We start from the raw sequence: 14,487 nt of genomic DNA, 5'->3' as shown, positions 1-14,487 counted from the left end.
GGAAGCCTTGCCATCGCCTTGAAGAATCCTTGCAGCCCTGGTGAGGGTCCGTCCGGGGCGGGACGGCGAAATCCGGTTGACCCGGCTCGTCCGCCGGGCGCTCAATACACGGCATGGCCGACATCCAGGGCACATACGACGACCTGTTCTCCGCCGTCCCCGACAAGCTGGCGGCGCTGCTGGACGAGGGGGACGTCGGCGGCTCGGTGGCCGTCTTCGTGGACGGGGAACCGGTGGTCGACGTCTGGGGCGGATTCGCCGACGCCGACCGGACGGCCCCGTGGGAGCGGGACACGATCACCAACGTCTTCTCCACGACCAAGACGATGACGGCACTGTGCGCGTTGATCCTCGCCGACCGCGGCGAGCTCGATGTGGACGGCCCGGTCGCCCGGTACTGGCCCGAGTTCGCCGCCGCCGGCAAGGAGCAGGTGCTGGTACGGCACCTGCTGTCGCACACCGCGGGACTGCCCCACTGGGAGGGCCCGGTCGAGGAGCTCTACGACTGGCCGGCCGCCACCGCCCGGCTCGCCGCCCAGCCGCTGCTCTGGGAGCCGGGCACCGCGGCCGGCTACCACTCGCTCACCCAGGGCTTCCTCGTCGGCGAGGTCGTGCGCCGGATCACCGGCCGTACCGTGGGTGACTTCCTCGCAGAGGAGGTGGCAGGCCCCCTCGACGCGGACTTTCACATCGGCCTCTCCGCCGAGCACGATCACCGCGTCGCCCTCACGGTCCCCCCGCCGGGCCGGGACGAGGACTACACCGCGGGTGCCGCCACGCCCGGCCCCGACGCGACCCCCGCCGCCGGCACCGCCCTGCGCGTCCGGGACGGAAACAGCGTGGCGTGGCGGCGCGCCCAGATTCCCGCCGCCAGTGGCTTCGGCAACGCCCGTTCCATCGCGCTCGTCCAGTCCGCGCTCGCCTGCGAAGGAACCGTCCGGGGCGTACGGCTGCTGTCGACCGCCGGTGCCGGGCGGGCCCGGGAGGAGCAGTTCGCCGGCGAGGACCGGGTGATCGGCATGACACAGCACTACGGCCTGGGCTACGGCCTGTTCGGCGGCACCTTCGGCTGGGGCGGCTGGGGCGGATCCCTCGTCATGATCGACCCCGACGCCCGCATGGCGGTGGCGTACGCGACCAACCAGATGCGCGAACCCGCAGAGGACACCCGCGGGTTGGACCTCGTCATGTCGGCCTACGACGGACTCCAGGGCCTGCGCCGCTGACCGCGGAAAACCCCGTGCGCGGCCCCGGCCGGCTCCCTACACTCGCCATGACCGGACAGGACGAGTGAGGGGAGTACGGCCGTGTGCATGCGCACCGCTGTCGCCGTCCCCCGGGCGTCGTACGACGTGATCCTCGTGTCCCCGCCCCTCCGGTGCCCGCTGCGCGGCCGGCACCGGACGCCCGTGACGCCTGTCTGAACGGCCAAGTACCCGAGTAGCGCGCCAGTTCGAGCACCTAACTGACGTGCCGTCATGCCGTCGTACGGGCCCATCGCGCCGCCCTGTCATCACCCCACCCGAAAGGCCCTGGGCCGTGCGTACCACCAACAATCCCAACCCGCTCGCCGTCGTCCGCAACCTCGGCATCCTCGCCCACGTCGACGCCGGCAAGACCACCGTCACCGAGCGGATCCTGTTCGCCACCGGAACCACGCACAAGCGCGGCGACGTTCATGACGGCACCACCGTCACCGACTTCGACCCGCAGGAGCGGGACCGCGGGATCACCATCTTCGCGGCGGCCGTGAGCTGCGCGTGGGACGGGCACCGACTCAACCTGATCGACACCCCGGGGCACGTCGACTTCGCCGACGAGGTGGAGCGCTCGCTGCGGGTGCTCGACGGGGCGGTCGCGGTGTTCGACGCGGTCGCGGGCGTGGAGCCGCAGAGCGAGTCGGTGTGGCGGCAGGCGGACCGGCACGGTGTGCCGCGGATCGCCTTCGTCAACAAGCTGGACCGCGCGGGTGCCGACCTGGACACGGCTGTCGACTCCATCCGGCAGCGGCTGCATCCGGCCCCGCTGGTCGTGCAGTTGCCCATCGGCAGCGAGGACGGCTTCACCGGAGTCGTCGATCTGGTCCGGATGCGGGCGCTGACCTGGGCGGACGGCACTGTGGCGGAGGGTCCTGTTCCGGACGGTCTGCGCGAGGAGGCGCTCAGGCGTCGCCGAACGCTCGAGGAGGCGGTCGCCGAACGCCACCCGGCCGCCCTGGAGGAGTTCTGCGACCGGGAGACCCTGTCCCAAGGCACCCTCACCGCCGCCCTGCGGGACCTCACCCACAGCGGCGACGGCGTGGTCGTCCTGTGCGGCTCGGCGTACCGCAACCGCGGCATCGAGCCGTTGCTGGACGCTGTCGTGGCGTATCTGCCGTCGCCGCTCGACGTGCCCGCCGTACGCGGTGAGAACGGCGAGCAGCGGCCCTGCGACCCGGCGGCGCCCTTCGCGGCCCTGGCGTTCAAGGTGACCGCCACCGCCACGGGACGGCTGACGTACGTACGTGTGTACTCCGGAACGATCGAGAAGGGAGCCACCGTGTGGGACGCGGGCGCGCGGCGCACCGAGCGCATCGGACGGATCCTGCGCGTACAGGCGGACCGGCACGCCCCGTTGGAACGGGCGGCCGCCGGCGACATCGTCGCCGTGGTCGGGCTGAAGTCGGCCCGCGCCGGCTCGACCCTGTGCGCGCCGGACGCCCCGCTGGTGCTCGAACCCCCCAGTGCGGCCGAGCCGGTCGTGTCAGTGGCGGTCGAGCCACAACGGGCCGTCGACACCGATCGGTTGGCCACGGCACTCGCCCGGTTGGCCGAGGAGGACCCGTCGCTCGTCGTCCGCACCGACGCCGAGACCGGCCAGACCCTGCTGTCCGGCATGGGTGAACTGCATCTGGAGGTCGCGGTGGAGAAGGTGCGGCGCGAGCATGGCCTGACGCTCAACGTCGGCCGCCCGAGGGTGAGTTACCGCGAGACGGTTGGGCGCGGGGTGTCCGGCCTGGTCTTCCGGCACGTCAAACAGGACGGTGGGGCTGGCCAGTTCGCGCATGTCGTGCTCGATGTGGAGCCGTCGGCGGAGGGGTTCGAGTTCCGGTCGGCCGTCGTCGGCGGGCGGGTCCCGCAGGAGTACGTCCGCGCGGTCGAGGCCGGCTGCCGGGACGCCCTGGCCGAGGGACCGCTCGGCGGGCACCCGGTGACCGGGCTGCGGGTCACGCTCACCGACGGTTCGACCCATGTGAAGGACTCCTCGGACACGGCCTTCCGCACGGCAGGCCGGTTCGGCCTCCGGGAGGCGTTGCGCGCCTGCGCGATGGTCCTCCTGGAACCGGTCGTGGAGGTCACGGTCACCGTGCCCGAGGACGCCGTCGGCGCGGTGCTCGGCGACCTCGCCGCACGCCGCGGCCGGGTCTCGGGCTCGGTCACACGCGGCGGGTCCGCGATCGTGACGGCGACCGTGCCCCTGGCCGAACTCTTCGGCTACGCCACGAGGTTGCGCAGCCGGACCCAGGGCCGCGGCACCTTCACGGCCCGGCCGACGGGGTATGCGCCGGCTCCGGCGGTGACAACTTCACGGTGACGGCCGGGACGGAGGTCCCGTGTCCGGAAGGGTCGTAGGGCGGCTCGCACTCCCGCCCTACGACCCCTCCACCGGAACTCACCCTCGTAGTCACCACGAGGACGGAGGTGAGGTGCGGGTGACCACGGCAGGAAGCCGCCCGCTTTCGATCACCTGCCGTGGGAGCGACAGCCCGAAGTGCTCACCGATGACCCTCAACACCCGGCGCTTCTCTTCGGCGGGTGCCGGCTCTTCGTCCGCACCCAGCAGGTCGTCCATGTCGTCCTCCGGTGGAATGACTCCGGCCGCCTCCAGTGCCGGGCGCAACAGGTCGGGCTGGGCTCCTGCGGGGTGGTACCCGAAACCCAACTCGAAGTGCAGCTGTACCTCGCCGTCGGCGAGGTACCTGAAAAAGGAGGGCGGATTGTCCGGCTGGGGGTCGAAGATCAATACCTCGGCGCCCCGGGACGTCGCCGGGTCCAGAGCCCAGCCCTCGCTGCCCACGCATTCCACGATGAACGACCAGTCGCCGCTCTGGCCGACGCGGCCGGCGCAGTAGATCTGCGTGAGGTCGACCATGCGGTGCGCGTCCTGGACGGTGAGGGCGGGCCCGAATTCGACAGGTTCATGGTCGGCCATGCGTTCGGCCAGCTGCTGAGGGCTGAGGCCGCGGGCGCAGGTGATGTACAGGTCGATGGCGCTCGGGCTCGTGCCGCGCCAGGCGTCGGCTATCCATGCGAGACCGTCGGGCATTGCGGTTCGTCCTTCCGTGCACGAACTGAGGCCGGTGGGGCACAGCGAGAGCCAGTGCTGTGCCCCACCGGCCGACGGCCGGAGGGCTCAGCAGTCCCTGAACTCCGGCGACTGGTTCAGCACCTGTGACCGTACCGAGGTGAAGCGGGCGTACGTCTCTCCCGTCACCGACTCCGGGCGGAACGCCGCCACCCGGTGGCAGTTCTGGAAGGCCAGGGTCACGCCGAAGTGGCGTTCCAGGCTGCCCCGGATGGCGTCGCTGGCGAGGGCGCGCAGGAGCTGGCCGCGCTCCTTCTCCGAGGGGGGAGGGGTCTGGTTGTCGGCGAACTCCACCGTGCCATCGCGCAGTTCGGTGGCCAGGGAGGCGATCAGGTCATAGGCGTAGGGGAGGGACGTGCGGACCGTGTCCACGAAGTCCTCCTCGCGGATGGCGCCCTGTTCGGCTTCGGCGAGGAGCTTCGGGGAGACGTCGAGAGACATGTGAGGGGGATTCCTGTCCTGTTGTCGTGAACTGGAGGGAGGGGGTGGGGTCAGGCGAGGGAGGCCGGGCCCGGTACGAAGTCCGGGTCCACCTGGGCCGCCAGGTCGAGGCCGGTCGCCTCGTTCGCCCACGAGCGGGCGTTGCGGAGATGGAACTCGACCGCGTGGCGGTGGAGGGCGGGCCAGTCGCGGGTGTGGGTGTCGACGGTCTCGCGCAGAATGCCCAGCGCGTGCCGGTTGTGCGCCTCCAGGAACTCCAACCCGCCCTCGGCACGGCCCTGTTCGGCCGCGCGCACCCAGGGCGAGTGGATCAGGTGGGTCAACAGGTCGTCGCCCACGTGCTCCTTGAGGAACAGCAGGTCGCCCTCGCCGGTCACCTTGTTGCCGATCACGGCGATCCGGATGCCGAACTCCCGTGCGTGGTCCCGGTACTGACGGTAGACCGAGACACCCTTGCGGGTGGGTTCGGCCACCAGGAAGGTCATGTCGAAGCGGGTGAACAGTCCCGAGGCGAACGCGTCCGCGCCGGCCGTCATGTCGACGACGACGTACTCGCCGGGACCGTCGACCAGGTGGTTGAGGTAGAGCTCCACCCCGCCGAGCTTGGAGTGGTAGCAGGCCACGCCGAGGTCGCTCTCGTCGAACTCGCCCGTCACCATCAGCGGGACGTCACCCGCCAACCGGACATGCCTGGCGTGCAGTTCGTCGTCGCCCAGCAGCCGGAGCAGGCGTGAGCCGCGGCCCGGCGGGGTCGTCTTGATCATTGCCTCCCGGGAGGCGATCCGCGGATTGGTGCCGCGCAGGAAGTCCTTGATGTCGGCCACGTGCGCACCCAGCGGAGGAGCGCCCAGGTCGTCGCCGTCGTGGCCCAGCGCCTCGGCGAGGTGCTGGTTGATGTCGCCGTCCACGGCCAGCACCGGTGCGCCGGAACGGGCCAGATGGCGGGAGAAGAGCGCCGACAGGGTGGTCTTGCCGCTGCCGCCCTTGCCGACGAACGCGATGCGCACTACCGGGCCGTCTTTTTGAAAATGGATGTCATGTTGGTAGGTTCTATGGCGCGTACTCGATCACTGTCAAGTCGCCTCTCCGTCCCCCCGCGATCAAGCTGAAAGGCTTAATGCATATGATGTGCAAGTGCGTTACTACAGCATCAGGACGGCCGGCCCCGACGACCTCGAAGGTGCGCGAGCGGTGATGCTCGACACCGTCTACCGCGACTTCGGAACCGGGTACGTGCCCCGCTGGCACGGCGACATCATCGACCCGGCCGCCGCCTACCTCGTCCCGGCCCGCCACACCCTTCTCGTCGCCCTCGACCCGGACGAGCAGGCCGTCGTGGCCACCGCCGCCCTCGACTCCCGCGGCCCGGCCCACCCGCCGAACCCGCGCGAGCTGGCCGAGCGCTACCCCTCGGGCGAGACCGCGCAACTGCGCCGGATCTACGTCCGCCCCGAGCATCGCAGGCGCGGCCTCGCCCGCCGCCTGGTCGACGAACTGCTCGCCTTCGCGGCCGCGGACGGCGGCTACCGCTCCGTCTATCTGCACACCGACCCGGCGGTCCCGGGTGCCGAACCCTTCTGGCGCTCGATCGGCAAGGTCGTGCACGACGAGCGCGAGACCACGGGGGGCGCGAACAGCGTCGTCCACTTCGAGATACCGATGGGGCGATAGGACAACCATGCGACGCCGTCACCTGCTTGGCTCCCTGCTGCTCACTCCCGTCCTCACCGCCTGCTTCGCCTCCACAGGCGGTGACTCGTCCCTCAAGAAAAGCGACGGCTCCCGCCTCCGCGTCGCCCTCGCCTTCCCGCCCGCCGAGAACCTCTCGCCGTACGGCGCCGACGCCACCCTCCTCAGCCGCCTCGGCGTCACCGAGGGCCTGACCGCCCTCGACGCCAACGGCGCCGCCGCCCCCGCGCTCGCCGCGTCCTGGCGCCGCGAGAACGACCGCACCTGGCTGTTCACCCTGCGCGAGGCCACCTTCCAGGACGGTTCCGCGCTCACCCCGGCCACCGTCGCCGCCGCCCTCACCCACGCCACCGAGGCCAGGCCCGCCCCGGCCGCCCTCTCCGGCGTCACGCTGACGGCCGAGGCGGCGGGGGACGCCGTACGCATCACCACGAAGACCGCCGACCCCGTCCTGCCGCTCCGGCTGTCCAGCCCCGGCCTCGCCGTGTTCGCCGCGAAGGCCTACGGCAAGGGCGGCCACGTCGATCCGGTCGGCACCGCCTCCGGCCCCTTCGAGCTGACCAAGGTCAACGGCTCCGCCTCCGCCACCCTCGACCGCTTCGACGACTACTGGGGCGGCCGCGCCCAGGCCTCCGGCGTCGACGCCCGCTTCATCGCCGACGGCACCGCCCGCGCCAACGCCGTACGCACCGGCCAGGTCGACATCGCCGAGGCGATCCCCGTCGCCCAGGCCGCCTCCCTCGACAAGGCCACCCTCAACGAGACCGCCACCACCCGCACCACCAGCCTCCAGCTCAACACGAAGAAGGGCCCGTTGAAGGACCCGAAGCTGCGCGCCGCCGCCCGTGAGGCCGTCGACGGCTCCGGCCTCGTCAAGGGCGTCTTCGAGGGGTACGCCGACCCCGGCGCCGGCATCTACGGACCGGCCGTGACCTGGGCCGGCGGCAAACGCGTACCGCCCACCGGACGCGCGAGCGCAGCCGAGCCGAACGGCACCGCCGTCACCCTCGCCACCTACGACAACCGGCCCGAACTCCCCGAGGTCGCGCAGGTCCTCCAACAGCAGCTCCAGAAGGCCGGGTTCAAGGTCACTCTGGTGGTGCGTGAGTACTCGCGGCTCGAAAGCGACGCGCTGGCGGGGAAGTTCGACGCGTTCGTCGGCGCCCGCAACAGCCTCGTCGACACCGGTGACCCCGTCGGCGTCCTCGCGAGCGACTACACCTGCGACGGCGGCTACAACCTCGCCCGGCTGTGCGACAGCAAGGTCGACCGGGCGGTCGCCGAGGCGGACGCCGTGGCCGACACCGGCGAGCGGCAGGACGCGGCCATGCGCGCCGAAGCGGCGGTCCTCGGCACCGACGCCGTGGTCCCCCTGGCCCATCAGTCGATCATCGTCGGCGTCGCCACCGACGTCCGGGGCGTGCTCCTCGACCCGTACGAGCGGACCCTGGTCGGCCCCGGAACGCGACGCTGACCATGGGGTACCGCGTGGCCACCCTGCTGTGGCGTGTCCTGCTCGCGGCGGCCCTGGTGTGCGGGATCGGCCTGCTGCCGTGGCTGTCCCGCACCGACCCTGCGCTCACCGTGCTCAAGGCCCGCTCGGCGGACCGCGATCCCACCCCGCAAGTACTGGCCGACATCCGGGCCCAACTGGGCCTGGATCAGGGCCCCTTGCATCTGCTCGGCCAATGGCTCGGCGGACTGCCCCGCGGGGACGCCGGCCGGTCCTGGCTCAACGGCACGCAGGTCACCCCGGCCGTCGCCCAGGCGCTCGGGGTGTCCCTGCTGCTGGTGACGGTGGCGCTCGTGATCGCCGCCGTCACCGCCGCCCTGGTGTGCGCCCGCACGCTGTGGCTCGGCGCGCACCGACGCCTCGACGGGCGCCGGGCCGGGGGCGCCGCCTCGGCGGTGCTCGCCGCACTGCCCGAGTTCCTCACCGCCTCCGTGCTCGCCACCCTCGTCGGCGTACAGCTCGGCTGGCTTCCCGCCCTCGGCTGGTACGGCCCCCGGTGGACGGTCCTGCCCGCCCTCGCCCTCGGCCTGCCCGCCGGAGCGGTGCTCGGCCGCCTCCTCGACGACCTGCTGCCCGGCGCCTTCGCCGAACCCTGGGCGCCGGCCGCGCACGCCCGCGGACTGCGGGGCCGTACCGTCGCCGCCAAGGCCGTCCGCCGCTGCGTCCCCGCGCTGCTGCCCAACCTGGGCCTGTTCGTCGTGGGCCTCACGGCCGGTTCCGTCGCCGTGGAGCAGATCTACGACATCCCGGGCCTCGGCCGCACCACCCTGCAGGCCGCCCTCGCACAGGACCTGCCCGTACTCCAGGCGGGCACCCTCGCCCTGCTGCTCCTCGCGGTCACCGCCACCGGCCTCGCGGCACTCGCCGTCCGCCTCCTGGCCGGCCCGGCCCTGCGTGACGGCGCCCTGGGCTCCCTGCACGGCCCGCGACGGTCCACCCCCAGCACCCTGCCCCTCGTGTACGGCGGCCTCCTGACCGCCGTCATCGCGCTCGGCCTGCTCCGCGACCCCCTCGCCCTGGGCACCGGATCGAGGCTCCAACCGCCCTCCCCGACCCACCCGTTCGGCACCGACGCACTCGGCCGGGACCTGCTCGCCCGGGTCGCACACGGGGCCCTCGACACCCTGCTGACCGCCCTCGCCATCAGCGTCACCGCACTGGTGGTCGGCGTCCTGCTCGGACTGCTGCCCCGGCTGTCCGGGCCGCTCGTCGACACCGTCAACGCCGTACCGCCGGTGCTCGCCGCGCTGCTCGTGACCGCGGTCGCCGGGAGCGGCGCCGCAACGCCCGCGATCGCCGTGGCCGCCGTCTCCTGGGCGGCGCTCGCCGCACACACCTCCGCGCTGCTCCGGCAGGAACACGCCACCCTGCATCTGACGGCCACCCGAGCTCTGGGCGCGAGCCGCCGGTACCTCCTGCGGCACGAACTGCTGCCCGCGATCCTGCCGCCCGTCACGCGACACGCCCTGCTGCGCCTGCCCGGTGTGGCACTGGCCCTCGCCTCGCTCGGCTTCCTCGGCCTCGGCACCCAGCCGCCCTCCCCGGAGTGGGGCCTGCTCCTGGCCGAGAACCAGCCCTACGCCGAACGCGCCCCCTGGGCCGTCCTCGCCCCCGCCGCCGCACTCGCCCTGCTGGGCGCGCTCGCGGTGAGCGCGGCGGGCGGGGTGCGGTGGCCGCGACGGCGCGCACGTCGTCGTACGACCACGGAGGCAACCGAACCGGCCTTGGCGGCACCGGAGTTGGTGAAGGCCGGATGACGACGTCGACGCCGGTGCATCTGCCGAGGACCACCGCACGGCTCTCTCCGCTGCTGCGGCTGCTGATCCTCACCCAGCTCGCCTTCAACATCGGCTTCTTCGCCGTGCTGCCCTTCCTGTCCGAACACCTGGGACAGACCGTCGGGATGGCGGGCTGGCTGGTCGGATTCGTGCTGGGGCTCAGGACCTTCAGCCAGCAGGGGCTGTTCGTGGTGGGCGGGGCGCTCGCCGACCGGTACGGGATCCGGCCGGTCGTCCTCGCCGGATGCGCGCTGCGGATCGCCGGGTTCGCCTGGCTCGGATACGCCGGGGGGACGGGGGCGGTCATCGGGGCCGTCCTGCTCATCGGCTTCGCCGCCGCGCTGTTCTCGCCCGCGGTGGAGTCCGAGGTCGCGCGGCAGGCCGTCGTCCATGAGGCAGCGGGCGGTCAACGCACCCGCGTCCTCGCCCTGTTCACCGTCGCCGGGCAGGCCGGTGCGTTCGTCGGGCCGCTGCTGGGCGCGCTGCTGCTGTCGGTGGACTTCCGTACGGTGTGTCTGGCGGGCGCCGGGATCTTCGTACTCGTCCTCGCCGGACACGCGTGGATGTTGCCCCAGCACATCCCGGGACGACAACGGGTGCGGCTGAAAGGGGGGTTGGGGGCGCTGCTCCGCAACCGGGGCTTCCTCGCACTGTGCTGTGCGTACGGTGCCTATCTGCTCGCCTACAACCAGCTCTACCTCGCCCTCCCCGACGAGGTGGAGCGCGCGACCGGTTCGCAGTCGGCGCTGGCCTGGCTGTTCGCGCTGTCCTCACTGCTGGTGGTGACCGCCCAGCTCCCCGTCACCCGCTGGGCCGGCTCCAGACTGTCGCTGCGCCGCTCGATGGTGGCCGGACTGCTGCTGATCGGGGCCGGGTTCGCGGTCGTCGCGGTGTCCCGTCCCGCCGACTGGGCCGGTACGGCGGGCTTGTTGCCCTCCGCCGGGTTCGTCGTCCTGCTCACCCTCGGGCAGATGCTGGTGGCACCCGTGGCCCGGGCCTGGGTCCCCGACCTTGCCGAGGAGGGCCGGCTCGGCCTCTACACCGGGGCACTCTCCTCGGTCTCCGGACTGATCGTGCTGCTCGGCAGCTCGGTCACCGGCTTCCTGCTGGACAGCGGACTACCGACCGCGGTGCCGTGGCTGGCGCTGGCCGTGGTGCCGGTCGCTGCGGTCGGGTTGCTGCCGCGGCGGTAGAACGAACGGGTCGGGAGGGCGAAGGCAGTCCGGTTCCGGTCGGCCGCCCGGCTCTGCGGGGGCCGGTACCGGCACAGACCGAGGACCGGCGTCCCTTGGAGGTCGGTCGCCCTTCGAGGCTCTGCCGTCCGTCTCCACTCGGTGGCCCCGTACGCCCAGGACGCGACGCATGGGGGCCAGGCGCTGCGGCCCCGGGCAGGGACTCTTCGGAGGGCACGGCCGCTTGGCGGGTCAAGATGGCGTGGGAGCGTTGATGCGTCGGGTCAGGGCCGCGTGATTGGGCTGAGGTGCCGGGCCAGGACTGCGTTGAAGGGCCCGGGTGCCGGCAACGAACTCGCCAGGTGGTTCAGGCGGCCGGGCCGGGTCACCCCCCGGAGGGCTCACGTGCCGGGCCGGCAACCCGTCGGACAGCTCAGTGCCCGACCCTGGATCGCGCCAGGTGGTTCAGGCCGGACCGGGCCACGAACCCGTCGGACAGCTCACTGGCCGAGCCTGGATCGCGCCGGAAGGTTCGGGCGGCCCGCGCCACGAACGGCCAGACGCCACAGGCCGTTGCGCCACGATCTGCCGGACGGCTCAGGCGCCCCGGCGGATCGGATCTGCCGTAGGGATCGGAGTTCTCGGCGATAGGGTCCACCCCATGGAGACTCAGGACATCCGGGTGGAGATCGCCCGGGAGGCGGACCAGGAGCTCGTCGACGCCTTCGCGCGGATGCTGCCGCAGTTGTCCTCGGCGGCCGAGGCCCTCGATGTCGCCGCGCTCGACCGCATCCTGGCCTGTGACGCCAACACCATGCTGATCGCCAGGTCGGCGGCCGGGAGGATCGTGGGCACCCTCACCCTCGTGATGTTCCCCGCGCCCGCGGGACTGCGGGCCCGTATCGAGGACGTGATCGTCGACCACGCGGCACGCGGCCAGGGCATCGCGGGTCTGCTGATCATGGAGGCCATGCGGCTCGCCAGGGAGGCCGGGGCCCGTACCGTCGACCTCACCTCGCGCCCGGACCGGGCGGCGGCCAACCGGCTGTACGAGCGCCAGGGCTTCCGGCAGCGGGAGTCGACGGTCTACCGGGTGCCGTTGAAGGGCTGACCCTCCGAGGCCCGGCAAGGCTTCAGGAGGCCACCGCCTCCGGCTTGAGCTCCCGCTCCGCCGCCACGAACTCCAGCTCCAGCAGTTCGCTCACCGCCGCCTGGTCCGCGCGGTGCGTGCGCCACAGCCACAGGACGTCCCGGCCGAACGACCAGACCAGCGTTCCCAGAGCGATGGCCACCACCCCGAAGGTCGCCGTGTAGGGCAGGTACCCGGACGCCGCCACCAGCAGCAGGATCCCCTGCAGCGCGGCCACCGTCTTGCGGGCCATGCTCGGCGGCAGCGGGGCGTTCAGCCAGTTCCAGACGCGGGCCGCGGCGACGAAGCCGTAGCGCATGGCGCCGATCAGCAGCACCCACGGGCCCTGCGACATCGACACGTACACGCTGAGTACCAGGATCAGGAACGCGTCGACCTCCATGTCGAACCGCGCGCCCAGCGGCGTCGAGGTGCCCGTCGCGCGGGCCACCTTGCCGTCGACGCCGTCGAGGATCAGGGCCACCGCCGTCAGGCCGACGAAGAGCGTGACCGGCGGGGAGTCCTGGAAGGAGTCCGCGACCAGGGCCGTGACTCCGCCGACCAGGGTCGCCCGGCCGAGGGTCACCCGGTTGGCCGGGCCGAAGGACCGGGGCCGGGTGCGGTGCAGCGCCCTGGAGAGCACGGCCCACGTGGCGACGGCGAAGGCGAGGCCGGTCAGCCAGCCCGCCGGACCCATGCCGATCGCCGTGCCGAGCAGGGCCAGCAACAGGATCTGCAGACCCGCTCCCACAGCGGTCTCCTGCTGGACCAGCCTTGCTTGGTAAGTGTTGTTCAGGGCCACCGCACATTCCTCCGGCCAGATGACAGAGTCGATCAAGGCCGCGTACTGTGCGCGGCCTGTGCACATCTCGGGTACGTGACGAGGTACGTGCACGGGTTGCCGATCGTTCAGGAGGTTCTCGATGAAGGCCGCCGCACGCGCGTTCTGGCTCCGCTCCCCGGGTGAGGGCGAGATACGGGAGGCCCCCCTTCCGGCCCCCGGCGAGGACGAGGTGCTGGTCCGCTCGCTGTACTCGGGAGTCAGCCGGGGCACGGAGACACTCGTGTTCCGCGGCGGGGTGCCCGAGAGCCAGCACGCGGCCATGCGGGCACCGTTCCAGGAGGGCGACTTCCCCGGCCCGGCGAAGTACGGCTACCTCAGCGTGGGGCTGGTGGAGGAGGGGCCCGCCGCGCTGAAGGGCAGGACCGTCTTCTGTCTGTACCCGCATCAGACGCGGTACGTGGTTCCCGCGAGCGCCGTCACGGTCGTACCGGACGACGTGCCCGCCCGACGGGCCGTCCTCGCCGGCACGGTCGAGACCGCTGTGAACGCCCTCTGGGACGCCGCCCCGCTCCTCGGTGACCGGATCGCCGTGGTCGGCGGCGGCATGGTCGGCAGCTCGGTCGCCGCGCTGCTCGCCCGCTTCCCCGGCGTACGGGTGCAGTTGGTGGACGCCGACCCCGCCCGCGCCGAGACCGCCGAGGCCCTCGGCGTCGGCTTCGCGTCCCCCGCGGACGCCCTGGGCGACTGCGACCTCGTCGTCCACGCCAGCGCCACCGAACAGGGCCTCGCCCGCTCGCTGGAACTGCTCAGCGCCGAAGGCACGGTCGTCGAGCTGAGCTGGTACGGCGACCGCCGCGTCAGCCTGCCGCTCGGCGAGGCCTTCCACTCCCGCCGGCTCGTCATCCGCAGCAGCCAGGTCGGCACGGTGTCCCCGGCCCGCGGCAACCGCAGTTACGGCGACCGGCTCGCCCTCGCGCTGAAACTGCTCGCCGATCCGGCGCTCGACGCCCTCATCACGGGGGAAAGCGCGTTCGAAGAACTGCCGGCGGTGATGCCGAAGCTGGCCAGTGGGGAGATTCCGGCCCTCTGTCACCTCGTGAGGTACGGCAAGAGCGCCTGACCTGAGAAAAGAGTGAGATACCGCTGAACACGGGGAAGCGGAGAGCCGTACTACACGGCATCCCCCGGCAGGGATCAGCCGGGGACCAGACGCGCCGCACCTGGAGGGTCGTCCGTTGTTCAGCATCACCGTCCGCGATCACATCATGATCGCCCACAGCTTCCGCGGCGAGGTCTTCGGCCCCGCGCAGCGTCTGCACGGAGCGACGTTCCTCGTGGACGCCACCTTCCGGCGCGAACAGCTGGACGACGACAACATCGTCGTCGACATCGGACTGGCCACGCAGGAACTGGGGGCCGTAGTCAGCGAGCTGAACTACAGAAACCTCGACAACGAACCGGACTTCGCCGGGGTCAACACCTCGACGGAGTTCCTGGCGAAGGTCATCGCGGACCGGCTCGCCGAGCGTATCGAGAAGGGCGCTCTCGGCGAGGGCGCCAGGGGCCTGGCGGGCCTGACCGTCACCCTGCACGAGTCGCATGTCGCCTGGGCGAGTTACGAGCGTGCCCTGTGACCG

General features: G+C 72.2%; 13 protein-coding genes. 9 read left to right on the top strand and 4 right to left on the bottom strand.

The features are described from left to right. Positions 1 to 113: 113 nt before the first annotated feature. The gene (locus ACFVYN_RS23105; protein WP_390001398.1) at positions 114 to 1,226 is read left to right on the top strand and encodes a serine hydrolase domain-containing protein; all 1,113 of its coding nucleotides are present in this window, start codon (positions 114 to 116) and stop codon (positions 1,224 to 1,226) included. 313 nt (positions 1,227 to 1,539) lie between these two features. Continuing rightward, positions 1,540 to 3,573 (top strand): elongation factor G, encoded by a 2,034-nt coding sequence (fusA, locus tag ACFVYN_RS23100; protein WP_390001397.1) that lies wholly within the window; start codon positions 1,540 to 1,542, stop codon positions 3,571 to 3,573. Between the two features lie 90 nt (positions 3,574 to 3,663). On the opposite strand, the gene ACFVYN_RS23095 is transcribed toward fusA, so the two are convergent. The 3 genes from ACFVYN_RS23095 to ACFVYN_RS23085 form a co-directional block, all read right to left on the bottom strand. After that, positions 3,664 to 4,305 carry a DUF6461 domain-containing protein gene (locus tag ACFVYN_RS23095; protein WP_390001395.1) on the bottom strand — a complete coding sequence of 214 codons (642 nt, stop codon included), beginning with the start codon at positions 4,303 to 4,305 and terminating at the stop codon, positions 3,664 to 3,666. 87 nt (positions 4,306 to 4,392) lie between these two features. Then, on the bottom strand, positions 4,393 to 4,785 hold the full coding sequence (locus ACFVYN_RS23090) for an SCO5389 family protein (protein ID WP_390001393.1): 393 nt from the start codon (positions 4,783 to 4,785) through the stop codon (positions 4,393 to 4,395). A 50-nt stretch (positions 4,786 to 4,835) separates the two neighbouring features. Beyond that, entirely contained in the window at positions 4,836 to 5,792 is a 957-nt protein-coding gene (locus tag ACFVYN_RS23085; RefSeq protein WP_390001391.1) for an ATP-binding protein, read from the bottom strand. 127 nt (positions 5,793 to 5,919) lie between these two features. Between ACFVYN_RS23085 and ACFVYN_RS23080 the strand changes: the two genes are divergently transcribed. The 5 genes from ACFVYN_RS23080 (at position 5,920) to ACFVYN_RS23060 (ending at position 12,048) form a co-directional block, all read left to right on the top strand. Beyond that, a complete protein-coding gene (locus ACFVYN_RS23080) occupies positions 5,920 to 6,456 on the top strand; it encodes a GNAT family N-acetyltransferase (RefSeq protein ID WP_390001389.1) in 537 nt (178 codons plus the stop codon). Positions 6,457 to 6,463: 7 nt separating this feature from the next. Next, positions 6,464 to 7,948, top strand: a complete 1,485-nt coding sequence (locus ACFVYN_RS23075) for an ABC transporter substrate-binding protein (protein ID WP_390001387.1) — start codon at positions 6,464 to 6,466, stop codon at positions 7,946 to 7,948. 2 nt (positions 7,949 to 7,950) lie between these two features. Further along, entirely contained in the window at positions 7,951 to 9,744 is a 1,794-nt protein-coding gene (locus ACFVYN_RS23070; protein ID WP_390001385.1) for an ABC transporter permease subunit, read from the top strand. Further along, complete coding sequence (locus ACFVYN_RS23065) at positions 9,741 to 10,958, top strand: MDR family MFS transporter (RefSeq protein ID WP_390001384.1); 1,218 nt, start codon at positions 9,741 to 9,743, stop codon at positions 10,956 to 10,958. The genes ACFVYN_RS23070 and ACFVYN_RS23065 overlap by 4 nt, the downstream gene beginning before the upstream one ends. A gap of 640 nt (positions 10,959 to 11,598) precedes the next feature. Further along, positions 11,599 to 12,048 (top strand): GNAT family N-acetyltransferase, encoded by a 450-nt coding sequence (locus ACFVYN_RS23060; protein ID WP_390001383.1) that lies wholly within the window; start codon positions 11,599 to 11,601, stop codon positions 12,046 to 12,048. A gap of 22 nt (positions 12,049 to 12,070) precedes the next feature. On the opposite strand, the gene ACFVYN_RS23055 is transcribed toward ACFVYN_RS23060, so the two are convergent. Continuing rightward, the gene (locus tag ACFVYN_RS23055) at positions 12,071 to 12,868 is read right to left on the bottom strand and encodes a CDP-alcohol phosphatidyltransferase family protein (RefSeq protein ID WP_390001381.1); all 798 of its coding nucleotides are present in this window, start codon (positions 12,866 to 12,868) and stop codon (positions 12,071 to 12,073) included. Between the two features lie 121 nt (positions 12,869 to 12,989). Between ACFVYN_RS23055 and ACFVYN_RS23050 the strand changes: the two genes are divergently transcribed. After that, complete coding sequence (locus ACFVYN_RS23050; protein WP_390001380.1) at positions 12,990 to 13,970, top strand: 3-hydroxyacyl-CoA dehydrogenase NAD-binding domain-containing protein; 981 nt, start codon at positions 12,990 to 12,992, stop codon at positions 13,968 to 13,970. 115 nt (positions 13,971 to 14,085) lie between these two features. Beyond that, a complete protein-coding gene (locus tag ACFVYN_RS23045) occupies positions 14,086 to 14,484 on the top strand; it encodes a 6-carboxytetrahydropterin synthase (protein ID WP_210575166.1) in 399 nt (132 codons plus the stop codon). Positions 14,485 to 14,487 lie beyond the last annotated feature (3 nt).

This window comes from Streptomyces sp. NPDC058307, from assembly GCF_042880295.1.
In the GTDB taxonomy this organism is placed as follows: Bacteria; Actinomycetota; Actinomycetes; order Streptomycetales; family Streptomycetaceae; genus Streptomyces.
Note: the sequence above shows the minus strand (reverse complement) of the source record. Positions and strands in the feature narration are given on the sequence as shown.